The sequence below is a fragment of the Carnobacterium sp. CS13 genome, from assembly GCF_016653495.1.
GTDB lineage: Bacteria > Bacillota > Bacilli > Lactobacillales > Carnobacteriaceae > Carnobacterium_A > Carnobacterium_A antarcticum.
In genome coordinates, this window is record NZ_CP067364.1 from 740,945 (window position 1) to 764,366 (window position 23,422).

Sequence of the window (23,422 nt, forward strand, 5' to 3'; positions counted from 1 at the left end):
AATAGAACAAAATAATAAAATTATTTTGTTCTATTTTTTTAGAAGCTACTGTGCTGGAGTGACGTTTTGGCTTAATGTTTCGATATCATCCGTCAATTTTTGTGTTTGTTCTTGTATCCGTCGCATCCGAGGCTCAGCCTGATAAGTAAACTCTTCAACAGATTCTGTTACCTCTTCTGTAAATTCCTCTGCTAAAGCTTTGCCTTCGTTAGTAAGTTCCGAAATAGCTCCTTTTAATTCGGTTAAACTGTTGGAAACATCATCTACTAGAACGGTTGTATCGTCAATATAGTTCAGCAGAACATCCCTGTTTTCTTCTCCAGAGCGAGGTGTATTCAGTAGAGTATAAGCCCCACCAACTAATGAACCGAAAATAAGTCCTTTAAAAAAACCGTTTGCCATGATTATTCCTCCATCTCATTTTTTATTGATGCAACAATGGCATCTAATTCTTCAGCTGTATATTTATCTGAATGATCTCCAAAATGAATACTGAAATCATCTCTTGCAGTATAACGCGGCAATAAGTGAATGTGGCTGTGAAAAACAGATTGATAAGCAATAGTGCCATTATTGCTCATGACGTTCATACCTGCGATTTCTGGATTAGATCGTTTGATGGCACGTGCAATTTTCGGGATAAGAGAAAAAACCGTTGCAGCCAATTCTTCATCATAATCAAAAATATCCGCGACATGTTTTTTTGGAACCACTAATGTGTGTCCAGGTGTAACTTGCGTCAGATCAAGGAAAGCGACAATATCCTCATCTTCATAAATTTTTCGGCTAGGCAATTCATTGTTGATGATTTTACAAAAAATACAGTCTGTCACAGATATGACCTTCTTTCGTTTTAAAGAATTTATTTAGCGCCCCTTAGTTTTAAAAAACAGTTTGGAGCGAAAAAAGCTTGTTTTGAAAATGTTTACTATTTCATAATAAATGTATCACAAAAACTAAAGAAAGTGAAACCTTAACAAATCGGAAATTGAGAAGGCATGTCGCTTTATCTTATGGTACAATTGTGTAAAATAAAGGAGGCAAACAGCAGTGAGTTTAAAAGTATCGCATATTACAGGCGGCTACAGCCAAATCCCAGTCTTAAAAGACGTCTCTTTTGAAGTTGGGGACGGGAATTTAGTAGGCTTGATTGGTTTGAATGGAGCTGGTAAAAGTACAATGATTAAACATATTATTGGACTAATGCATCCTTCTAAAGGAAAAATAACCATTGATGGACAAACATTATCAGATGACTTAACGGCTTATCGAAAAAAAATCGGGTACATTCCTGAAACTCCAGTACTATATGAAGAACTAACCTTGCGAGAGCATATTGAAATTACCGGCATGGCGTATGATATACCTGCTGAAGCGGCTTTAGAAAGAGCCTCAAAGTTATTAAGAACATTCCGTTTAGATAACAAATTAGATTGGTTCCCAGCTAATTTCTCAAAAGGAATGAAACAAAAAGTAATGATACTGTGTGCTTTTTTAGTAGAGCCGAGTTTATATATTATTGATGAACCTTTTGTTGGTTTAGATCCATTGGGTATTAATGCTTTATTAGAACTGATGAATGGAATGAAACGCCAAGGAGCTTCTATTCTAATGTCTACCCATATTTTGGCGACTGCAGAAAGACAATGTGACAGTTTTATTTTGCTTCACGAAGGGGTCATTCGTGCAGCCGGAACACTAGAAGATTTAAGAAAGACCTTTAATTTACCTCATGCTACATTGGATGAAATCTATCTTCAATTGACTAAAGAAGAGGTTGATCGAAAATGATGAACAGCATTTGGAAAAAAAGAGTGAGTCATCATCAAAAAAAGATGCTTCGTTATTTAAAATATGTTTTAAACGATCATTTTGTGATCGTGTGTCTTTTTTTGTTAGGTGCATTGGGGTATTCTTATTCTGAGTTCCTTAAAACGATCTCGACAGATTTTATGTATGGGCGAATGATCGCTGTGATCCTTTTTACCGGATTGCTGTTTATCGGTAAATTAGCGACTCTCTTACAACCCGCTGATGCGGTCTTTTTACTTCCTAAAGAAAAAAGTTTGAAAGACTATTTATCCTTGGCCAAATGGCACAGTTTTCTGCTGCCAGCCAGTGTGATCATTTTAGGAGTAGGCGTTTTAATGCCATTATTGGTAGCAACGGCTTCATTTGCTTTTACAGATATGCTTTATTTTGTCGTCTATTTGCTGATAATGAAAGACTGTGAGTTTAAAGTGCAACACTTTGAATTTAAATTAGCTTCAACAGCTAAGAGAAAAGAAATTCGCTTTGCCTTTTTGCTGTCAGCATTGATTGGGAATTTTGTAATGCTTTATTTTTCTCTGTTAGCGGGTATTTTTTTCGCTGTCATCGTATACGTTATATGGCATCAGTATGAGAAACGCTTTTTGCCAGCTCATTCTTATCAATGGCAGGCAATGATTAATGCTGAAATGGGACGGATGCAACGAATTTTTCAATTTATTAATTTGTTTACCGACATTCCAGTGTTAAAAACTACTGTAAAAAGACGCCAGTATTTAGATGGTTTATTAAAGAGAATCAAAATAGAACATCAGAGAACCTTCCTGTATTTATACAGTCGGGCTTTTTTAAGAGGGACAGAATACAGTGGGTTATTTGTTCGGCTTAGTTTATTAGCAATAGTATTGGTTTTATTTGTTGAGTCTTTTGTATTGAGCTTATTGCTGGCATTGTTATTTTTGTATTTAACAGGGTTTCAGCTATTGCCGCTGTATTTTCATTTTGACAATATGGCCATGTCTGTTTTATATCCAGTGGATCAAAAACAAAAAATTAAAGCGATGAAAGAAATACTGTTGATTTTACTGCTAACAGAAAGTTGTGGTATCGGTTTAGCTTCTCTGCATGCCTTGCCACTAATGGCTAGTCTAAGCGTATTCTTCTCTTTAGTTTTGTTTAGTGTTCTCTTTAGTCACTTTTACTTACCAGATCGGATTAAAAAAATGGAAAAAACAAGACGGTACTGATAATAGTTAATGAAGTAAAGAAAGCCGTTCGTTAAGAACACAGCATAGTAGCGAGAGGATAATCGCTTATTGTATATTAAAATGGTGAATTATTTGAAAGAGGGAAAATCATGAAAGTTATTTGGAATAATCAACTTGTGGAACGAAGTGCGGTAGTCATTGATATGGAAGATCGAGGTTATCAATTTGCAGATGGGATTTATGAAGTTATCCGTGTATACAACGGATCCTTTTTCACTATGGATAAACATATTGACCGTTTGTTCACCGGTGCAAAAAAAATTGATTTGACATTGCCGTTTACAAAAACAGAGTTGCAAAAAATGTTGTCTGATTTAATTCAAATCAATCAAATAGACACAGGAAATGTTTACTTGCAAGTTACTAGAGGAATTGCAATTCCTAGGAACCATGTTTACCCTGATGTCGCAAATGTTTCCCCAGTCTTTACAGCCTCTACAACGATTGTTCCAAGAAATCAAGAAAAAATGAATTCAGGAATTACAGCTATCACTCTTCCCGATACTCGTTGGCTGCATTGTGACATTAAGTCGATCAGCTTATTAGGAAACATCATGGCAAAAAATGAAGCTTATAAGCAAGGAAAAGAAGAAGCTATTCTTTATCGTGATGGAAAAGTAACAGAGTGTTCGTCTTCTAATGTTTGGATGATAAAAGCCGGCACCGTCTATACTCATCCTGATGGAAACCTTGTTTTACCAGGAATAACTAAAATGGTATTATTGGAAGTTGCTAGAAAAGCTGGCATACCAGTAAAAGAAGAAGCCTTTACTCTTGAACAGCTAAAATCAGCTGACGAAGTCTTTTCCTCTAGCACCACGGCTGAAGCTATGCCGGTTATTGAAATTGACGGAACAGCTGTTGGTACAGGAAAACCAGGTCCGATAGTAAAGCAACTGCAACAGCTTTATTTAGATGCAGTTGAAGCCCAATGTGGTAAGATCCAATAGAATGAACAACACTCAAAAAAGTATGAAACGCAGCCCTGGTTATTCGGGGTTAGCGTTTTTTAGATAGTTAAAAAAGGAGCGTTTTGATGGAAAACCAATTAAATAAAGAACCGACACAGATGGAGCAGGTCATTCCTATTTTAGGCGTGATCATTATGGGAACATTCGTCACGATTTTAAATCAAACTCTAATGAGTACTGCTTTACCTCGTATTATGAGTGAATTTTCGATTACAGCTACACAAGGACAATGGTTAACGACAGCTTATATGTTGATCAATGGAATCATGGTCCCTATCACAGCCTACTTGGTTGATCGTTTTACCACAAGACAGTTGTATCTTTTTGCCATGTCTGTTTTTTCAATCGGAACTTTAGTAGCTGCAACTTCTCATGTTTATAGTATGTTGATTATGGGACGGATGATTCAAGCAATTGGAGCCGGGATCGTATTGCCTTTGCAAATGATTGTAGTGCTTTATATGTTTCCAATTGAAAAACGAGGAGCAGCAATGGGATTGATCGGGTTAGCAATGAACTTTGCTCCCGCTATTGGACCGACTTTTTCTGGCTGGGTAGTTCAAAATTACCATTGGAATATGTTGTTTTATTTCATCCTGCCTTTTGCAATTGTAGATGTCATTGTCGCTTTCTTTGTCTTAAAAAATGTTGGGGAAGTCGGACGTCCTAAATTGGACTGGGTCAGTGTTATTTACTCCACTCTTGGTTTTGGGGGCTTGTTATTTGGATTCAGCAATGCTTCTTCTAACCCGTTTTTCAGCGCCATTGTAGCATTGCCGTTAGTTATAGGGATTTTGGCAATCATTTTATTGGTCAAACGGAGCAATAAATCTGAAACACCGCTGTTGAATTTTAAAGTATTTAGTTACCGCGGCTACCGCTTGAATTTGATGATCTCTTTCATTATCACTGCGGGACTGTATGGTGCTATTATTCTGCTTCCAATTTATTTCCAAACGATACGTGGTTTGACCCCCATGCAATCAGGCATGATCTTATTGCCAGGTGCGATCGTTTTGGCTGTAATGAGCCCGATAACAGGTCGGCTTTTTGATAAACATGGCGGGAAAAAGTTAGCTGTTGTGGGTCTATTCTTGATTACGACGACCACTTTATTGATTGGTTTTATCGACTTAGAAACATCAATCAAAACCATTGTTGGTTTGCAAATGATCCGTTCTTTAGGCTTCTCATTAACTTTGATGCCGTTACAAACAGCAGCTTTTAATGCTGTCCCGCTTACAATGGCTTCCCATGCGTCTGCTATGTTTAATACGCAACGTCAATTGGCTGGCTCCATGGGAACGGCTTTATTCATTGTAGTCATGACGCTAGCTTCAAACAGCAGCGCTGCACAAGGTTTGGCCTCAGATAAGTTAGCTGATTTAGCTGGATTTCAAGCAGTCTTTTTGCTTGTCGGGCTGCTTTCTTTTATCGCCTTGGTCATGACGTTTTTTATCAGAGAAAATCCGTTCATACCAGATGAAACGACTATTATTACTAAATCTGAATAATAATGGCAAATTTATTTGATTGAACTGCACCAAATAGAAAACCATGAAATTATTCGATGATTTCATGGTTTTTCTATTTAAAAGGCAACGCTGCAAATGCGTACTTAAAAAAAGAACGTATATGCGCTTGACGGATTCAGAAATTCTATCTAAAATAGGAGTGAACAGAATGATAGATGTCTTTTGTGATATCTGTCATTTTTTTGTCTACTGGAAAAAGTACTTGAATATAAAACAGGGAATGATAGGGTATGGATTTTGAAATAGATTCTGGATGGAAGTTGCATCCAGTTGGTGGTGACACAGGACAAGCATACATGGGAACTAGAGCGGAAGAAAAGCTTTTTTTGAAGCGAAATTCTTCGCCTTTTTTAGCTGCACTTTCTGTCGAGGGCATAACCCCACGTTTAGTCTGGACCAAACGTATAGGTAACGGAGATGTTTTAACAGCGCAAGAATGGTTAAATGGAAGAACTCTTAAAAGCACTGAGATGTCATCTCCTAGTGTTGCACAATTATTAAGTCGTATTCATAATTCTGAACCGTTAAGAAGAATGCTTGCGCGTGTCGGCGGCGAAGAAGTGACTCCGCAGCAGCTGCTGCAAACTTATGAACATGAATTGCCACATGATTTAAAAATTCATCCATTACTAGATAGTATTTTAAAAAAACTGAAAAAAGAAGTAACCGATATGAAGACCGTGGTTCCTAGAGTGTGTCATGGCGACATTTATCAAAAAAATTGGTTGCTATCCGATGAAAATCGGTTGTACTTAGTAGATTGGGATTCAGCGATGTTAGCAGACCCAGCAATGGATTTAAGCATGTTGCTGTTTCAATATGTCGATCGTGCGGATTGGTCAGAATGGTTAGAACATTATGGTGTTACTGTTACAGAAGAATTGATTGAACGAGTGACTTGGTACGCATTAATGAATTACTTAATCCAAACAAAACGCCATCATCATGAAGCAAGATTTTATGAAATGAATAAAGATATTTTAAAGTTGCAAACTCTTTATCAAATGCCAGATACTGAAACAGACTAGAATCCTCTTCGTGATTCCGAAGAGGGTTTTTGTTTTGGAAAATAAAAAATAATAAAATGAAACGAGATAGGGGAATAAAGATGCGTTTAAGAAAAAAACCAGGTGCTCCAGCTAAAATAGCACAGTATCCTCAATACATTGCAAATATGCCTGAAGAATGGGTGGGCAAATGGCATGAACGGTTCAACAACAACCATCCTATCCATATCGAAGTAGGGACTGGAAAAGGCCGCTTCATTATAGAAATGGCAAAACTACATCCTGAAATAAATTACATTGGTATTGAATTACAAGAAAGTGTCATCGTTGCAGCGCTGGATAAGTTAATTGAAGAACAATTGCCTAACATTCAATTGCTGCACGTCAACGGCGGTTCGCTTACACAGTATTTTGCTAAAGGAGAAGTAGATCAAGTTTATTTAAATTTTTCAGATCCTTGGCCAAAAAAACGCCATGAAAAGCGCCGGTTAACATACCGCAGCTTTTTGGAAAATTACGAAGAAGTTTTAGTTCCGGAAGGCGAAATTCATTTTAAGACGGACAATCAGGGGTTATTCGAGTATTCATTAGCCAGCTTTTCTCAGTACGGTATGATTTTAGAGCAAGTGTGGCTGAACCTGCATGAAAGTGATTTTGAAGGAAATGTCATGACAGAGTACGAAGAAAAGTTTTCGAATCGCGGACATCGAATTTATCGAGTAGTTGCAAAATTTCCAAAAAGAAATTAAAAAGCTGAGACCGCTTCTTATAAAAAGAGAAGGTCTCAGCTTTTTCATTGTATTAAATGCGGTAAATATCTAATATACTGCCTGAATAAGCATCCGCAATAAACTCATATTGGACTAAATGGTCTTCTTCCATCCGTGAAACGCCTCCATAATAGACGTCTGTTTTAAGCGCGAACTTTTGAAGAGGGACCTTTTTTAATTCAATCCAGGAACCCTCAATAGGGCCTTCTTTCAAGAATAAGTTTTTAACATTAGTAAGAATGTCATCGCCGTGAATGGCTTTGTTTTTTTGCAGGTAGTGACTTAAAAAGTAGCCACAAGTTACTCCAGCGCCAAATAAAAATCCGCCAACGATAGCGTATGTTGGTGTTTCTTCGCATTTATTTTTCATGATATCCCGCCTTTCGAACAGCTAGTTGCTTCTTTATTAGTATACTACTTATTGAAAAAAAAGTCTTCTATCTTAAAATTAGCCGATGATTAGGGTATAATGATGTTGAACAAGTATTAACAGAAGGAGGGGAAAACATAAAAGCATGAAAACCAGCTTTTATGGATACATAATATGAATACACAAACATTTGAGTTAATCAAAAAAATGACCGAACTGCAAGGAACTAGTGGGTTCGAACACCGTGTTCGCGAAGAAATGCGAAAACAATTAACGCCTTTAGTGGATGAAGTAAAACAAGACGGGTTAGGCGGGATTTTTGGTATCCGCAAAAGCAAAGCAGAAAATGCTCCTAAAATTATGATTGCTGCTCACATGGATGAAGTCGGTTTTATGTTAGCGCGGATTACAGAACAAGGACTTTTTAACGTGGTTCCTCTAGGCGGATGGAATCCTTATGTTGTTTCGGCACAACGGTTCACATTGCAGACAGCAAAGGGAGATTACCCTTGTGTTTCATCTTCTGTGCCGCCGCATCTTTTGAGAGGGAAAGATGGACAAGCAGGGAAACCGGAAATAGGTGATATCCTTTTTGATGCAGGTTTTGATTCTAAAGAAGAAGCCGAAGCTTTTGGTGTTCGACCTGGCGATACTATCGTGCCCGATGTTGAAACGGTTAAGATGGCCAACGGCAAAAAAATACTTGGGAAAGCTTGGGATAATCGTTATGGAACGACTGTCGTGATAGAAGCGCTCAAAGAGTTGATGGGTGAAGAATTGCCAAATACTTTGATTGCTGGAGCAAACGTTCAAGAGGAAGTCGGCTTACGAGGAACTAAAGGAGCGGTTCATCAATTCAAACCTGATTTATTTTTTGCTGTTGATTGTTCTGCTGCCGATGACTTGACGGGTGATAAAGCGAATTTTGGACATTTAGGCGAAGGATTTTTACTGAGAATCCAAGATCCAGGTATGATCACGTTGAAAGGTATGCGTGAATTTTTATTGGATACAGCTGAGACTCACAATATTCCTTATCAATATTTTGTTTCTAAAGGCGGAACAGATGCTGGTGCGGCTCATGTTATGAATAATGGAGTTCCCAGCGCAGTAATTGGTGTGTGTGCACGTTATATCCATACTCATCAAACGGTTTTTCATATTGATGACTATGCTGCAGCTAAAGAAATGGTTCTTCAAATTGCCCGTACGTTGGATCGCAGTACATTTGAAACCATTATGAAAAACAATTAAATCAATAAAAGGAGTGCGAAAATGAAAAAATTAGCAACCGTTGAAGAATTTGATTTACTTACACAAGCCGATAAAGTGGTATTCTTTTTCACGGCAGACTGGTGTGGCGATTGTACATTTATAAAACCAGTCATGCCAGAAATTGTTGAAAGCTATCCTGAGGTTCAGTTTATTGAAGTGGATCGAGACCGTTTTATTGATTTGTGTGGAGAATTAGCTATTTTTGGTATTCCCAGTTTTGTAGCTTTTGAAAAAGGGCAAGAAGTTGGACGCTTTGTCAGCAAAGATCGTAAAACAAAAGAGGAAATTGAAGCTTTTATCGAAACATTGTAATATACTAAGCTTATCTAGCACCATATAAATTATAAGGAGATGAGGATATGTTACAAGATACTCAACAATACGCTCATATTTTAGTTGCTGTTGATGGAAGCGATTCTGCTAAAGAAGCTTTTGAACAAGCTGTTGAAATCGCTAAACGAAATCATAGTGAGTTAGTTATTGCACATGTCATTGATACGCGTTCTTATAATATGGGGATTGAAAGCGCCAGTTTTGACGTTCTTGAATTTGATCTAACTGAAATGGAAAAGCTGTTGAAAGAATATGGCGATAAAGCTAAAGCAGCAGGTTTAGATAAAGTAACGACGGAACTTGTAAAAGGGTCTCCGAAAATAGAGTTAGCAAAAGATATCCCTGAACGACACCGTAGTGATTTGATCGTTGTTGGAAAAACAGGGTTGAATATGGTTGAGCGCTGGATGATTGGAAGCGTTAGTGAATACATTATTCGACAAGCTCCATGCGATGTCTTAGTAATAAGAAATACAGAAAAAGGATGAGAAAATTACATGATAATAAGCAGTTACAATAGGGATGGCATAGGGGACACATTAATCTTAATGACAGGAAAAAGTGTGTTTGCAGAACAAGGATTTGAAACAAAAGAAAATATTACACGCATCTTTAAATCAGAAACAGGCGAAACGGTTGGCTTTAACTTCTTCCAAGTGTCAGATGTGCTTCAACTTGAAGGGAAAGGGCCTGTGACATTAACAACGGAACAAGTGGATCAATTAAATAACTGCTTATCAAAAGCCGGTTTTAATGAACAGCTAGTAGCGGACACAACTCCTAAGTTTGTGGTTGGTGAAGTAAAAGAATGTGTGCCTCATCCAGATTCTGATCACCTTTCTATTACACAAATAGAAGTAGATCAAGAACAAGTGATTCAAATTGTTTGCGGCGCAGCGAATATTGCTAAAGGGCAAAAGGTCGTTGTGGCTAAAGTAGGTGCTATGATGCCAAATGGTTTGATTATTTGGGATGGCGAGTTAAGGGGAGAACCAAGTCACGGTATGGTTTGTTCAGCTAAAGAACTAGGCATAGAAAACCCGGAAGCGACAAAAGGTATTTTAGTTTTACCTGGATCAGCTGTAACAGGAGAAGCATTTCAAATGAACTAAATAAGGTTCTACGTCAACTAACGTTGGTGAAGAATTTTAGTCCCTTATTTAATTAAAAAACTTGAACACTTTTCATGGTAGGCATTAAGCTGCTATGAAAAGTGTTTTTTCGTTCTGTTTAATAGCAGCTGGTTTCATATTAAAATGCAGAAGAATGCGATTTTTATAGTTTACGAAGTTCCGGTAGCCGTAGGCTACACGGTTAAGAACTTTGATCTTATTGTTGATTCCTTCAATTTTTCCGTTTGAATACTTATAGGCAAATGTATTTTTAATGTGCTTCATATGCTTTTTCAATGTTTTAAGGCTTGTCTTCATTGGTTTTGAGATAAGTGGATGATCTTTTTCTAAAATCTTTACTAGCTCATCATAGTCATTCTCTTCAACCACTTTTAGAATTGTTTGATACACCTCATAAGTCTCTTTCAGAACGGTGTTGTATCCTAGCAGTTCATCGACAATCGCTGATTCTAAGCGTAGACCAAACAGAGCATAGTAAGTATAAGTTGTATAAGACAGTTCAGATTCTTTCTTTAGGATTTTTTTCCAAAACCGTTTTAATCGACGATATTTTTTCATGTCTTCTCCATTTGATGTGTGGAATTGATTCATGACCGTTACCCTTGTACGATTCAATGAACGATTGACCAGCTGGACAATATGAAAACGATCAATGATGATCTTGGCGTTTGGAAAAAGAATGGGAATAAAATTGACGTAACCAGCATTCATATCGACTGTAATGGTTTCTACTTTTTTTCTGGCCTTTAGGCCATACCGTGAAAGGAAATGGTCTTTTATCGTCCGGCTGTCTCGAGAAGGTAAAATATCAATGATCGTTCCTTTTTCGGCGTCTATGTATTCAAAAGCCATTGTGCTGTTGGCATACTTAAACTCGTCAAACGAAAGATGCTTAGGAAGCCAAGAATAATGCGGTTTGTAGTTCTTAGCTTGCTCGTTAATAACGCGCTGTGTCGTTGCTTCAGAGACTCCAATTTGACTAGAGATATCTTTTATAGATTGAGCCATAGAGGCTTTATCTAAAATTTGTGCTTTTACAGGGTTCGAAATAAAACACTGTTCTTTCAATAGAGGCGTTTTTGCAGTAAACGTAGCCTCACATTCTTTGCACTTGAATCGTTGCTTTTTAAGCAGTAAATAGGTCGGATGAATGCCACTCATGGGCAAAATAATGCGAGAGACCTGTGTCCCATTACAATAGACGGTATACTGCTCGTTTGGTATATGGCACTTCATACATTCCTGAGGAATGTAGGTCAAACGACCTTTAATAAATTTACATTTTTTCCCCTTGAATTGACCGTATTCTACGCAATTCTCTTCAAAAACAATGTTTTTGTCTTGTATATCTAGTACTTTTCGCATATCATTTGATGTAGGCAAGTGAGTTCTCTCCTTTGAATGAGTTGTGGTGACTTTAATTCTACAGGAGAACTCACTTGTTTTCTATTTTCACGAAAAAAGACGTTAGCAAGTTTTCACTCACCAACGTCAAATATTGTACAACCCTAAATAAACGAAATAAGACAGTAGTGCAATAATGACTACTGTCTTATTTCGTTTTCATATTTATTCTAAACAAATGAGTAAGATTAGCCCTACAATGCCTTTGATATTTGTGTTAAACTAAGACACGAAACTACAGAGAGGAAAGGAGCGTCATCATGCCAAAATATGATGGACCAAGTTATCAAAAGGGCCAGAAACGGTCACATAAAACCAAGTTTCCTTTCTATCGTGACTCTGAACACGTAGCGAAGAAAGAGAGCCTTTTTACTCGTACAAAAAATAGCCAACTTGAACAACCCATAAAATTAACCCGCGAACTGCCTACGAAAGGGTCGGAAATGCTTTTTTCTGAGTTGATTAGTCAAAACAATCTAGAACGAAAACAGCGAACGGAAAAATCTAAAGTTATCGCTACTCAAAAAGCCCAATTAAAAAAAGAAAAAGAAGCTATGGGAAATCGAATAAGAAACCATGAAAAAGCCAAAGAAGCTTTGAAAAATGACGATATGCCGTTTCAAACTGGACGGAGTTCGACTCCTTTTAAAGTTCAAAAAATACCTTCGCCTTATTATGGATTTCAAGAGAATGATAAAAAAGAGAAAAAAAAGATTGATTATAAAAAGATAGCACAAGAATTAAAAAAAGAAGCCAATGAATTTATTTTATTGGTTGATCATTTGTCTGCAAAAATGGAAAGTTTATTTAAAAAAGAACATGCTGTACCTTTTAGCGCAACGACACCAGAGGAGCCTGTTGTTTTAGAGAATCCGGAAGAAGAAAAACAATCTAGTTCTTTTAATCAGCGCAAAAGAACGTTAAGGCGTTCATTAGCAGGAATGATCGAAGAGGATCAAGATACCCGTCTAAATCATGGAAAAAATGTATCAGGGTATTTTAATGAAAAAGGTACCGACAATGAAATTGTTATGCCTGAAGAACCCGAAATACTTGTTCCAAATGAAACCTTAAGAGTATCTGAAGAACCTAAAGAAACGGACCTTGCCGTTAATTTAGAACCATTGCCGACCTTAGAAAAAGAGTCAGCGATAGAAGAAGCGAATGAATCAATCGAAGAGAGCCAAGAGAATAAAGCTGCGGTGCCAGACAATGAGATTCAATCAACTGTTATTGATGCAGATGCTTCGCAACCAAAAGAAGACGAAACCAGTGCAGCAATGGATGCAGACTTGTCTGAAAGCACGGAAGCTTCTTTAGCTGAATCAACAACTGAAGAACTGACAGCTGAAGAAATTGAAATGTTGGAATTTAAAGCAGCAATGAGTCGTCTGCATTATTTAGATAAACAAACCTTTAAAGAACAAGAACCGGACATTCTTGAAGAAAAGGAACTACCCCAAAAGAAACTAGAGGAACAATTAAACAGAGAGCTTCAAAAAGAATTGCCGGATCGTCATGGGGATGAAAAAGCAGATCAGACTATCTCGTCAGCAGCACCGATCATCCTAACAGAGAACGGAGCTGAGCTGCCTCATAAGGAGTCATTAAATGAGGAGCCAGCTACACTTTCAGTATCGGAAACAGCCATGACAGCAGAAGAACCAACGAATGATTTGCCTCATCAAGAAAAAACTTTTGTTTCTGCGAGAAATGAATTATCAAATGAGAACAACACTCAAACAACTGAAAAAAATGAAAAACAGCCATTAGTTGCCACAGGAAAATTAGAAGAGGAATTAGAAGAAGAAGTAGAGTTAAGTGCTTACCAGTTTCCTTCATTAGAATTGTTAAATCCACCGGTTGAATTTAAAAGCAATGCTGTGGATGATTGGGTATTAGGTCAAGCCGAGTTACTAAATGAGACGTTAGATGCATTTAATATCAACGCTCAAGTAGTAGGGTGGACAGTTGGTCCTGCCGTTACCCAATTCGAATTGCAACTGGGTCGAGGTGTAAAAGTAAATAAAATCACTAATTTATCCGATGATCTGAAATTGGCTCTAGCAGCGAAAGATATCCGTATCGAAGCTCCTATTCCTGGGAAAAGTACGGTAGGGGTTGAAATACCAAATAAAAATTCAAGACCTGTTATGCTTTCAGAAGTAATGGCGAGTGAGGAATTCAAAAACAATCCTTCTCCGTTAACAGTTGCGATCGGTGTCAATTTAGCTGGTGATGCAGTGGTTTCAACGATTGATAAAATGCCGCATGGTTTAATTGCCGGCGCAACAGGATCAGGGAAAAGTGTATTTATCAACTCTATCTTAGTCAGCTTGTTGTATAAGGCTAAGCCAAGCGAAGTTAAACTGATTTTAATTGATCCGAAAGCTGTTGAGTTAGCACCTTATAATGCGATACCACATCTTTTGTCACCGGTTATTTCAGAACCTAAAGCAGCGAGTGAAGCATTGAAATGGGCTGTTAATGAAATGGAAGAGCGGTATCAAAAATTAGCAGCTGCTGGGGTAAGAAACATTCAGCGCTTTAATGAAAAAGCTGAAGAGCATGGAGATTATGGCTTGAGGTTGCCTTACATTGTGATTGTTATTGATGAATTAGCCGATTTGATGATGGTTGCAAGCAGCGATGTTCAAGATTCTATTGTGCGTATTACACAAAAAGCACGAGCTGCAGGCATTCATCTTTTAGTAGCGACACAACGGCCGAGTGTTGATGTTATTACTGGAACGATTAAAAATAATATTCCTACACGAGTTGCTTTCATGGTTTCTAGTCAAGTGGATTCCCGTACTATTATGGACAGTGGAGGGGCAGAAAAATTATTAGGACGAGGCGATATGCTATTCTTGGAGAATGGAGCCAGTCAGCCGATCCGAATTCAAGGGACTTATGTAGAAAAGGAAATTGATTCTATTGTAAAACATGTAAAAGATCAACGGAAAACCAATTATCTTTTTGAACCTGAAACCCTTTTGGCTAGAGTGGAAGCTGTTGAAAATAAAGATGAATTATTTGGTGAAATTTTGCCGTTTATTATTGATGAAGGTCAAGTCTCAGCGTCTTCTTTACAACGCAAGTTTAAAATTGGGTTTAATCGAGCATCTAATTTAATTGAATCGCTTGAAAGTGAGAACTTGATTTCTGCTAATAAAGGCTCAAAACCACGTGATGTTTTTATCACTAAAGCCGACTATGAAGAAAAATACCTATAAAACATACTAAGCTGAGACATTTGGTCTCAGCTTTTTTGGTATTGGTAAGCCAAATAAAGGTATTTATCTTCTACGATTTTGAAATTCCGGCAGAAATTTCATTTCCCCTAAGAATTCCCAACACGATTTGTCTATGAATCTTTTTTTATACCGCTAACTTTATTAGTATTAAGTATCCATTAGTCTATTTAGATGAGAAATTGGTTTCATTTATTACATGTATTCGCTGCCAATATTTGGTTTAAATTAAGATTCAAGCAGAAGCTTATTATTGGTAGGCTAAAAAAAAAAATCATGGTATACTGTATTCGTTGTATTTTGCAAAGGATATTTTTTGAAAAAAACAATTAACAAAGCAATGAATTTAATTGATTCCCGCCTTAAGCAGATGGTGCTGATAGGACAAAAGATTTTTTTGAAACCCATTCAGTCATCAAAAAGAAACAAAACAAGCTTTAGAGCAGGGTTACTTAGTCTAATAACAAACAAAATGTAGCTAAATAATGGAGGCTTTATAAAAATGAATAATGAAACAATCTATCATTTCGTTGGGATTAAAGGTTCAGGCATGAGTGCATTAGCTTTGATCCTTCATGATAAAGGTTTTAAGGTCCAAGGTTCTGATGTAGACAAGTACTTCTTTACACAAAAAAACATTGAAGAAGCCGGTATTCCTATTCTGGCTTTTGATAAAAAAAATATTCGTAATGGCTTGACCATTATCGCCGGAAATGCTTTTCCGGATTCACATGAAGAAATTGTTGCTGCTAAAGAACTGGGATTATCAGTAATACGTTACCAGGATTTCCTTGGTGATTTACTGAAACACTATACTAGTATCACGATTACAGGTTCACATGGAAAAACGAGTACGACAGGACTTCTGGCTCATGTCATGAGTACAATTGTAGATACGAGTTATTTGATCGGCGATGGTACCGGGCATGGTGTTCCCGATGCAGATTTCTTTGTACTGGAAGCGTGCGAATACCGTCGTCATTTCTTAGCGTATCATCCTGATTATGCTATTATTACCAACATTGATTACGATCATCCAGATTATTTTACTAGTTTGGAAGATGTAGTGGACGCCTTTAGTGTGATGGCTCAACAGGTTCAAAAAGCCATTATTGCTTGTGGAGATGACGAGCAATTGGTGAAATTGCATGCGAATGTTCCTGTTGTGTATTATGGTTTCGGAGATCACAACGATTTCCAAGCTAAAAACTTGAGTCGTTCAATCACCGGTTCAAGTTTTGACGTTTACATTAGAAATGAATTTTATGGCCACTTTGTAATTCCAACATATGGCAAACACAACATTCTAAATGCTTTAGCGGTCATTGCCATCTGTCATTATGAAAATATTGATAAAGACAAAGTGGCAGCTAATCTTAGAACATTTGCTGGTGTTAAACGCCGTTTCAGTGAAAAATTGATGGCAGATATGGTCATTATTGATGATTATGCTCATCATCCTTCAGAAATACGGGCAACTATTGATGCTGCTCGACAAAAGTATCCTGATAAAGAAATCATTGCAATTTTCCAACCACATACGTTCACTCGGACTGTAGCTATGTTAAGTGAATTTGCAGAAGCTCTTAATTTAGCCGATTCGGTTTATCTATGTGATATCTTTGGTTCAGCACGTGAGCAACAAGGTGATGTAACAATCGAAGACCTAGCTGAAAAAATCGATACAGGTGCTTTGATCTTGAAAGAAGAGAACATGTCACCTTTATTGGAACACCACGATGCAGTTGCTATTTTTATGGGTGCAGGAGATGTTCAAAAATTCGAATTGGCTTATGAAACCTTATTAAGCCGTTCCACATTAAGCAAATAAATAACAAAATGGAGACTGGGGGAAAAAGTGGCAAAGACACTTTTTCCCCCAGTCTTTGTGAGTCTAGTCGTCTTTTACCAGATTCGCTATCTAAAGGTTTTTTTGGTAAAATATTAATGAAGAAAAGGGGCATATCGATCGGTTCATTTCATAAGATGAACGGGAGAAATAATCCTTATAGAACTGAAAACAAAGGAGCTTTTTTATGACTCAAAAAAACAAATTATTATTAATCGATGGGAATAGTGTTGCATTCCGAGCTTTTTTTGCTTTGCACCAGCAGCTTGAACGGTTTAAAAATAAAAGTGGTTTACACACGAATGCTCTTTATGGGTTTCATAGTATGATCGAAAATGTCTTGACTAAAGAAAAGCCTACTCATGTTTTAGTTGCTTTCGATGCCGGAAAAACGACGTTTAGAAATGCTTTTTTTGAAGAGTATAAAGGCGGAAGATCAAAAACACCGAGTGAATTTTCGGAACAAATGCCTTATTTGCGCGAGTTGTTAAATGGCTTCGGTATCAAGCATTATGAATTAGACAATTATGAAGCGGACGATATTATAGGAACCTTGTCAGCACAAGCAAATCCTGCTGAATTTGATGTGGTCGTCGTTTCGGGCGACCGAGATCTCACACAACTAGCTAAAGAAAATGTACGGGTGGATATCACTGTCAAAGGCGTTAGCGAACTGAAAGAATACACCGTTGAGTCTATTCAAGCAGAGATGGGAATTTCCCCGATGCAAATTATTGACATGAAGGGTCTCGCTGGGGACGCTTCGGATAATATACCAGGGGTAACTAAAATCGGTGAAAAAACAGCGTTAAAATTATTAAAAGAATACGGCTCAGTTGAAAATATTTACGATCACGTTAACGAGATGAAGAAAAGCAAAATGAAAGAAAATTTGATCAATGAAAAAGAAACGGCGTTCTTAAGCAAACGCTTAGCCACCATTGATCAAGATTCGCCTATCACCATTAAGATAGAAGATCTAGCTTATACCGGACCAAATACGGAAAAATTGATTGATTTTTATAAAGAAATGGATTTCAAAACACATTTAAGCCGATTAGATACAACAGAACATGATGCTGAAAACGAAGCTAACCGCGAAGCAATCGTCTATGAAACTGTAACGGAAATTTCACCAGAGATGTTCAGCGATAAAATGGCTCTCTATGTTGAAATGCTGACCGACAATTACCATACAGCGGATATCGTTAGTATCAGTTGGGGAAATGTTGATCATATCTATGTTGGGGAACCGGAATTGGTCTTAAATTCAAAAGATTTTCAAGATTGGGCTAAAAATCCGAAGTTTAGCAAACAAGTTTTCGATGCTAAACGTACTTTTGTGGTATTGAAACGGTATGGTATCGATGTTGAAAATATACAATTCGATATTTTGCTGGCTTCTTATATATTGAATACTAAAGACAATAGCAAAGATTTATCAGAAGTAGCAACAGAACATCATTACTTTGAAGTAGCTTCGGACGAAAGTGTCTATGGTAAAGGGGCTAAAATTCATCTGCCGGAAGATCCGGCGGTGATGCAAGATCATTTAGCGCGGAAAGTCAAAGCAATTTTAGTTTTAAGTGCTCAACTTGAACAGCATTTAGCTGAAAACAACCAAAGCGAATTGTTTTACGATATGGAATTACCGTTGGCGATGGTTTTAGCAGAGATGGAAATCACAGGAATAAAGGTGGATGCTCAACGATTGCGAGAAATGAAAGTTGAGTTTGCAGAGCGTTTGTTAGCTATTGAAAAGCGAGTTTACGAGCAAGCGGGAGAAGAATTTAATTTGAATTCGCCTAAGCAGCTAGGCGTCATCTTGTTTGAAAAAATGGGTTATCCAGTTATCAAAAAAACTAAAACAGGGTATTCAACAGCTGTAGACGTTCTTGAACAACTACGAGACCAAGCACCCATCGTGGCAGATATTTTAGAATACCGTCAAATCGCTAAACTTCAGTCAACGTATATTGAAGGTTTATTAAAAGTCATCCATGGACACAATGGTAAGATCCATACACGGTACATGCAAACTATTGCACAAACAGGGCGTTTAAGTTCTATTGATCCAAATCTGCAAAATATACCTATTCGTTTAGAAGAAGGACGAAAGATCAGACAAGCTTTTGTTCCCAGCCATAAAGGGTGGAAAATATTTGCTTCTGACTATTCGCAAATTGAATTACGCGTTCTGGCGCATATTTCTGATGACGAACATTTAAAAGCTGCCTTTATTGAAGGTCAAGATATCCATGCCAGTACAGCCATGCGTGTTTTTGGAATTGAAAAGCAAGAAGATGTGTCTTCTGAGATGCGCCGTCGTGCTAAAGCAGTTAACTTTGGCATTGTATACGGCATTAGTGATTATGGTTTATCAAAAAATTTAGAAATCAGCCGTAAAGAAGCTCAGAACTTTATAGATACGTATTTTATTAAATACCCAGGGGTTAAAACCTATATGGAAGAAATCGTTCGTGAAGCCAAAGATAAAGGGTACGTTGAAACACTTTTCCATCGACGTCGTTATTTACCAGATATCAATTCACGTAATTTCAATTTACGTTCATTTGCTGAACGCACAGCAATGAACACTCCAATTCAAGGCAGTGCTGCAGATATTATTAAAGTGGCAATGATTGAAATGGATAAGCGGTTGAAAGAAGAAAAATTAGAAGCAACAATGTTATTGCAAGTACACGATGAGCTGATTTTTGAAGCGCCTGAAGCTGAAATTCCAATCCTTGAGAAATTGGTTGCTGAAGTGATGGAAAATGCAGTAGATTTGAATGTACCGTTAAAGGTAGAAAGCGACAGCGGCGACAATTGGTACGAAGCGAAATAAAACAAGCTAGGATGAAAAGGAGTTGCTAAAAGATTGCCAGAATTACCAGAAGTGGAAACGGTCAGAAAAGGTTTGGCCCAACTTGTCGAAGGTAGGACCATTGTAGGGGTTGATGTATATTGGGACCGGATTATTTCTGGACCCATTCACAGTGAAGAATTTGCAAACCAGCTGATTGGAGAAAAGTTGGTTGGTTTCGAACGAAGAGGGAAATACTTGATTTTTCTCTTCACTCACTGGGCGATGGTATCCCATTTACGAATGGAAGGGAAATACGAAGTAGAAGCGAAAGAAACTCCGCTAAAGAAACACACTCATGTGGTCTTTCATTTAGATGATGGCTGGGACCTGCGTTACCTGGATGTTCGGAAATTTGGCCGAATGACTCTTGTTCCATTAGGAGAACAAGAAAGTGTTGCTGGTTTGAAAACATTAGGTCCTGAGCCTGTACCAGAAACGTTTAAGCTTGCTTCTTTTCAAAAAACACTCAAACAAAAAACGCGGGCAATCAAGCCTTTGTTGTTAGACCAAAAAGTTGTAGCAGGGTTAGGAAATATCTACGTAGACGAAGCCCTTTTTAAAGCTAAAATCCACCCGCTAAGACCGGCTAATACCTTAAAACTATCAGAAACCAAACGCCTCCACGAAGCAATCATACAAGTGCTAGGGGAAGCTGTGGAAGCTGGCGGGACTACTATTAGAACTTATAAAAATGCTCTAGGAGAAGCCGGTAGTTTCCAAGTGAAGCTGCATGTTTACGGAAAGACAAATGAACCCTGCATTTACTGTGGAACACCTATTCAAAAGTTGAAAGTGGCTCAAAGAGGCACCCACATTTGCCCGAGCTGTCAAAAGTAACAGGAGACAAAGCGGATTACAGGATGAAAAAAGAGGTGAAGCAGATGACATTTGTTTTAGGATTAACAGGAGGCATTGCCACGGGGAAAACAACTGTTAGCGAAATTTTTAAAGAAAAAGGTATACCAGTTGTAGATGCAGATATTGGAGCACGAGTAGTGGTTGAGCCAGGAACAGATGGTTTAAAAGATATTCAAGAGCATTTTGGTGAGGAAGTGCTTCGACCGGATGGTTCTTTAGACCGTAAAGCATTAGGAACGATTGTTTTTGCAGACAGCCAACAACGAGAAACGCTAAACTTGCTTTTAGGAAAACACATCCGTAGATGGATCAGAGAACAAAAAACGCATTATTTATTAATAAATCCGCCGCTGATCATCTTAGATATTCCTTTATTGTTTGAAAGCAATTATTCAACAGAAGTGGATCAAGTTATGGTAGTTGCCTTATCAGAAAAGACACAACTTACCAGACTGATGGAGCGGGATACTTTGACGCGTGAAACAGCTGAACAGAGGATCGCTGCCCAATTGCCTATTGCTGAAAAAATAAAAAGAGCGGATGTAGTGATCGATAATAATGGCACACGTCAAGAAACTAAAAAACAAGTAATGGAATGGTTGGATCATTTTTTTGAAGAAACCGCTGCTCTAAATTAACTAAAAGATTTTTAGATGAAAGAATGAGTGTAAAGTAGACTCATTCTTTTTATCGTATCAAGAACCATCCGTATTAGCGGGGCTTTTCTGGTGTTTCACCTCGGTACTACCTGTGGTATAATAGGGTATAATCGTGGCGAGTGTAATAAAAAAATGCGAGAAATCATAAAAAAAGGATGATGAATAGTGCAATGTCCTCGTTGTCAAAATAATGGTTCTAGAGTTGTCGATAGCCGTCCTGCAGATGATGGACGTGCTATTCGCAGAAGAAGAGAATGTGAAGCATGTAGTTTCCGATTTACAACGTTTGAACGAGTAGAGCAAGCACCATTACTGGTGATAAAGAAAAATGGCACACGCGAAGAATTTAACCGTGAAAAGATTTTGCGGGGCATCATTCGCTCTTGTGAAAAAAGACCCGTTGCAGTGGAACAAGTTGAGAAAATAGTTGACGACGTTGAAAATAAAATCCGCAGTTTAGGAGAAAATGAAATTTCATCCGCTATTATTGGAGAATACATCATGGAAAAACTAGCAGAAGTTGATGATGTTGCTTATATTCGTTTTGCAAGTGTGTACCGACAATTCAAAGATATGAGCGTTTTCTTAAAAGAACTGCAAGAATTTGAAAAAAAGAAATCAGAAAAGAATTAATGGAATCAGAAAGGTGTGACGGCATTTGAGTTATCCTTGGAAAAACATGAGTCCAAAAGACGGATTCATGGTCCGACAAAATGCCTTGCTTTCGGATATGGATCAAAAAATCCTGACTTTTTTATATCAGCCTCTCATTGGGGCAACAGCTTATAGTTTGTATATGACGTTATGGACAGAAATTGGGGAAGAATCTTATTGGAGCGAAGGGATTTTACATTCAGAATTGTTGACATTGCTGAATGTAGGCATCCCCGAACTCTATCAAGCAAGAATTAAATTAGAAGCTATCGGATTATTAAAAAGTTATCTTCAAACGGATCCAGAGAAGCTGTATGTTTATGAACTACTGGCACCTCAATCTAGTGCGGTGTTTTTTAACGATGACTTGCTAAGTTTGCTTCTCTTTGAAACGATCGGAGAACGAAAATTTAGAAACCTAAGAAGCCGTTTTGTAGTGGCCCCTCTTAATAAAGAAAAATTTCAAGATGTTACAAAGTCGTTTTTAGATGTCTATCGTTTTGATGCAGAATTATTTAAACAAGAAAAAGCGTTATTGAAAGAACCAGTTGAATTAGTAGGGGCAACCCAGCCTGAGGGGCCGACGATTGATGCTCAAACATTTGACTTTAAGTTTTTTTATACAGGGCTAAACAGCCACTATATCAATCGTTCGGCAATTACAAAAGATTTGGAAAAAACGATTTTAGTTTTGCATACGATGTATGGTATTAATGAATTGGCCATGCAGCGGTATATCTTAGAAGCTAGCGATATGGAAACAGGGAATATTGACGAACGAAAATTAAAAAATGTCGTCTACCATGATTATCACAAAAACAATCAAAAGAATGTTCAGTTGCAAGATGTGGTTGAAAAAGATATCCAAGTTGATCAAAAACAACAAAAAGTTCGTGAAGATGATTTGAAACAACAAGGTTTATCAGAAGATGAGATTAAAATCATCGAAGTGAGCGAACAAATTAGTCCTTATGATTTTATGACTTCGATCAAAGATCAAAAAGGCGGTTATGTGACTAAAAATGAAGAATGGACATTAGAAGAGATCCTTCGAAAAGCTAATTTGCCTTCTTCTGTTGTCAATATTTTAATTCATTATATTCTCGTAGCTAGAGACAATCCTATTTTTGAAAAAGCTTTAGCTTATAAAATTTCAAATGACTGGGCCCAAAATAAAGTGTTTTCTCCCGAGATGGCTCTTCAAAAAGTTAAAAAAATGTATTCAGAAAATGCTGAAAAACAACAAACAGTCAAAAAACAATATGGGAACCAAAGACAGACTAATTATGGGAAACCTGTAAAAACGAGAACAGAAACCCTGCCGGAATGGGCAAAAGAAGGAAATACAGCAAAAGCTGAACAGCCGATGAGCGAAGCTGAAAAACAAGCCTTTATGGAACGGCTGAAAAAAATCCAAAACTTTGGGAAAGAAGGTGACTAAAA

The 23,422-nt window shown here is 37.5% G+C and carries 21 protein-coding genes; 17 read left to right on the top strand and 4 right to left on the bottom strand.

Going from position 1 to position 23,422, the window contains the following annotated elements; translation table 11 throughout:
* Positions 1-45: 45 nt before the first annotated feature.
* Positions 46-402 carry a YtxH domain-containing protein gene (locus tag JHE06_RS03560; protein ID WP_058920156.1) on the bottom strand — a complete coding sequence of 119 codons (357 nt, stop codon included), beginning with the start codon at positions 400-402 and terminating at the stop codon, positions 46-48.
* Between the two features lie 2 nt (positions 403-404).
* Entirely contained in the window at positions 405-833 is a 429-nt protein-coding gene (locus tag JHE06_RS03565) for an HIT family protein (protein WP_201089507.1), read from the bottom strand.
* Between the two features lie 217 nt (positions 834-1,050).
* On the opposite strand from JHE06_RS03565, the gene JHE06_RS03570 reads away from it, so the two are divergent.
* The 6 genes from JHE06_RS03570 (at position 1,051) to trmB (ending at position 7,300) form a co-directional block, all read left to right on the top strand.
* On the top strand, positions 1,051-1,791 hold the full coding sequence (locus JHE06_RS03570; protein ID WP_058920158.1) for an ABC transporter ATP-binding protein: 741 nt from the start codon (positions 1,051-1,053) through the stop codon (positions 1,789-1,791).
* Positions 1,788-3,017, top strand: coding sequence for an ABC transporter permease (locus tag JHE06_RS03575; RefSeq protein WP_058920159.1), 1,230 nt, complete (start codon positions 1,788-1,790; stop codon positions 3,015-3,017). The genes JHE06_RS03570 and JHE06_RS03575 overlap by 4 nt, the downstream gene beginning before the upstream one ends.
* A gap of 110 nt (positions 3,018-3,127) precedes the next feature.
* Positions 3,128-3,988 carry a D-amino-acid transaminase gene (gene dat, locus JHE06_RS03580; protein WP_201089509.1) on the top strand — a complete coding sequence of 287 codons (861 nt, stop codon included), beginning with the start codon at positions 3,128-3,130 and terminating at the stop codon, positions 3,986-3,988.
* 86 nt (positions 3,989-4,074) lie between these two features.
* The gene (locus tag JHE06_RS03585; RefSeq protein WP_236253548.1) at positions 4,075-5,523 is read left to right on the top strand and encodes an MDR family MFS transporter; all 1,449 of its coding nucleotides are present in this window, start codon (positions 4,075-4,077) and stop codon (positions 5,521-5,523) included.
* 251 nt (positions 5,524-5,774) lie between these two features.
* Entirely contained in the window at positions 5,775-6,572 is a 798-nt protein-coding gene (locus JHE06_RS03590) for a phosphotransferase family protein (protein ID WP_058920161.1), read from the top strand.
* 80 nt (positions 6,573-6,652) lie between these two features.
* A complete protein-coding gene (gene trmB / locus JHE06_RS03595; RefSeq protein WP_058920162.1) occupies positions 6,653-7,300 on the top strand; it encodes a tRNA (guanosine(46)-N7)-methyltransferase TrmB in 648 nt (215 codons plus the stop codon).
* Positions 7,301-7,352: 52 nt separating this feature from the next.
* Here the strand turns inward: trmB and JHE06_RS03600 are convergent, their stop codons facing one another.
* Positions 7,353-7,691 (bottom strand): PepSY domain-containing protein, encoded by a 339-nt coding sequence (locus tag JHE06_RS03600; protein WP_058920163.1) that lies wholly within the window; start codon positions 7,689-7,691, stop codon positions 7,353-7,355.
* 174 nt (positions 7,692-7,865) lie between these two features.
* Between JHE06_RS03600 and pepA the strand changes: the two genes are divergently transcribed.
* Genes pepA through ytpR form a run of 4 tightly spaced genes read left to right on the top strand, consistent with a single transcriptional unit; the run spans position 7,866 to position 10,411 of the window.
* The gene (gene pepA, locus JHE06_RS03605; RefSeq protein WP_058920164.1) at positions 7,866-8,945 is read left to right on the top strand and encodes a glutamyl aminopeptidase; all 1,080 of its coding nucleotides are present in this window, start codon (positions 7,866-7,868) and stop codon (positions 8,943-8,945) included.
* A 21-nt stretch (positions 8,946-8,966) separates the two neighbouring features.
* Complete coding sequence (locus JHE06_RS03610) at positions 8,967-9,278, top strand: thioredoxin family protein (protein ID WP_058920165.1); 312 nt, start codon at positions 8,967-8,969, stop codon at positions 9,276-9,278.
* A 47-nt stretch (positions 9,279-9,325) separates the two neighbouring features.
* The gene (locus tag JHE06_RS03615; RefSeq protein WP_058918062.1) at positions 9,326-9,787 is read left to right on the top strand and encodes a universal stress protein; all 462 of its coding nucleotides are present in this window, start codon (positions 9,326-9,328) and stop codon (positions 9,785-9,787) included.
* 12 nt (positions 9,788-9,799) lie between these two features.
* Positions 9,800-10,411, top strand: coding sequence for a YtpR family tRNA-binding protein (gene ytpR / locus JHE06_RS03620; protein ID WP_201089933.1), 612 nt, complete (start codon positions 9,800-9,802; stop codon positions 10,409-10,411).
* An 84-nt stretch (positions 10,412-10,495) separates the two neighbouring features.
* Here ytpR and JHE06_RS03625 read toward each other — a convergent pair whose 3' ends face one another.
* Complete coding sequence (locus tag JHE06_RS03625; protein WP_201089511.1) at positions 10,496-11,815, bottom strand: ISL3 family transposase; 1,320 nt, start codon at positions 11,813-11,815, stop codon at positions 10,496-10,498.
* Between the two features lie 281 nt (positions 11,816-12,096).
* On the opposite strand from JHE06_RS03625, the gene JHE06_RS03630 reads away from it, so the two are divergent.
* From JHE06_RS03630 to JHE06_RS03660, 7 genes are all read left to right on the top strand, one after another.
* Complete coding sequence (locus tag JHE06_RS03630; RefSeq protein WP_201089513.1) at positions 12,097-15,072, top strand: DNA translocase FtsK; 2,976 nt, start codon at positions 12,097-12,099, stop codon at positions 15,070-15,072.
* Between the two features lie 520 nt (positions 15,073-15,592).
* Entirely contained in the window at positions 15,593-16,921 is a 1,329-nt protein-coding gene (gene murC, locus JHE06_RS03635; RefSeq protein WP_058920167.1) for a UDP-N-acetylmuramate--L-alanine ligase, read from the top strand.
* Between the two features lie 205 nt (positions 16,922-17,126).
* Positions 17,127-19,787 (top strand): DNA polymerase I, encoded by a 2,661-nt coding sequence (gene polA, locus JHE06_RS03640; RefSeq protein ID WP_201089516.1) that lies wholly within the window; start codon positions 17,127-17,129, stop codon positions 19,785-19,787.
* A 33-nt stretch (positions 19,788-19,820) separates the two neighbouring features.
* Positions 19,821-20,645: a DNA-formamidopyrimidine glycosylase gene (mutM, locus tag JHE06_RS03645; RefSeq protein WP_058918068.1), complete on the top strand. Its 825-nt coding sequence runs from the start codon at positions 19,821-19,823 to the stop codon at positions 20,643-20,645.
* A 44-nt stretch (positions 20,646-20,689) separates the two neighbouring features.
* Complete coding sequence (gene coaE / locus JHE06_RS03650) at positions 20,690-21,304, top strand: dephospho-CoA kinase (protein WP_201089517.1); 615 nt, start codon at positions 20,690-20,692, stop codon at positions 21,302-21,304.
* Between the two features lie 186 nt (positions 21,305-21,490).
* Positions 21,491-21,958: a transcriptional regulator NrdR gene (gene nrdR, locus JHE06_RS03655; RefSeq protein WP_058918069.1), complete on the top strand. Its 468-nt coding sequence runs from the start codon at positions 21,491-21,493 to the stop codon at positions 21,956-21,958.
* A 25-nt stretch (positions 21,959-21,983) separates the two neighbouring features.
* Positions 21,984-23,420, top strand: coding sequence for a replication initiation and membrane attachment family protein (locus JHE06_RS03660; protein ID WP_201089519.1), 1,437 nt, complete (start codon positions 21,984-21,986; stop codon positions 23,418-23,420).
* The last annotated feature ends 2 nt before the right edge of the window (positions 23,421-23,422 follow it).

Bases quoted from the DNA above. Each gene is read 5' to 3' on its own strand.
- coaE (WP_201089517.1), top strand. From the start codon at position 20,690: ATGACATTTGTTTTAGGATTAACAGGAGGCATTGCCACGGGGAAAACA.
- JHE06_RS03615 (WP_058918062.1), top strand. From the start codon at position 9,326: ATGTTACAAGATACTCAACAATACGCTCATATTTTAGTTGCTGTTGAT.
- JHE06_RS03575 (WP_058920159.1), top strand. From the start codon at position 1,788: ATGATGAACAGCATTTGGAAAAAAAGAGTGAGTCATCATCAAAAAAAG.
- trmB (WP_058920162.1), top strand. From the start codon at position 6,653: ATGCGTTTAAGAAAAAAACCAGGTGCTCCAGCTAAAATAGCACAGTAT.
- murC (WP_058920167.1), top strand. From the start codon at position 15,593: ATGAATAATGAAACAATCTATCATTTCGTTGGGATTAAAGGTTCAGGC.
- JHE06_RS03630 (WP_201089513.1), top strand. From the start codon at position 12,097: ATGCCAAAATATGATGGACCAAGTTATCAAAAGGGCCAGAAACGGTCA.
- JHE06_RS03560 (WP_058920156.1), bottom strand. From the start codon at position 402: ATGGCAAACGGTTTTTTTAAAGGACTTATTTTCGGTTCATTAGTTGGT.
- dat (WP_201089509.1), top strand. From the start codon at position 3,128: ATGAAAGTTATTTGGAATAATCAACTTGTGGAACGAAGTGCGGTAGTC.
- polA (WP_201089516.1), top strand. From the start codon at position 17,127: ATGACTCAAAAAAACAAATTATTATTAATCGATGGGAATAGTGTTGCA.
- JHE06_RS03590 (WP_058920161.1), top strand. From the start codon at position 5,775: ATGGATTTTGAAATAGATTCTGGATGGAAGTTGCATCCAGTTGGTGGT.
- pepA (WP_058920164.1), top strand. From the start codon at position 7,866: ATGAATACACAAACATTTGAGTTAATCAAAAAAATGACCGAACTGCAA.
- JHE06_RS03610 (WP_058920165.1), top strand. From the start codon at position 8,967: ATGAAAAAATTAGCAACCGTTGAAGAATTTGATTTACTTACACAAGCC.
- JHE06_RS03585 (WP_236253548.1), top strand. From the start codon at position 4,075: ATGGAAAACCAATTAAATAAAGAACCGACACAGATGGAGCAGGTCATT.
- JHE06_RS03600 (WP_058920163.1), bottom strand. From the start codon at position 7,691: ATGAAAAATAAATGCGAAGAAACACCAACATACGCTATCGTTGGCGGA.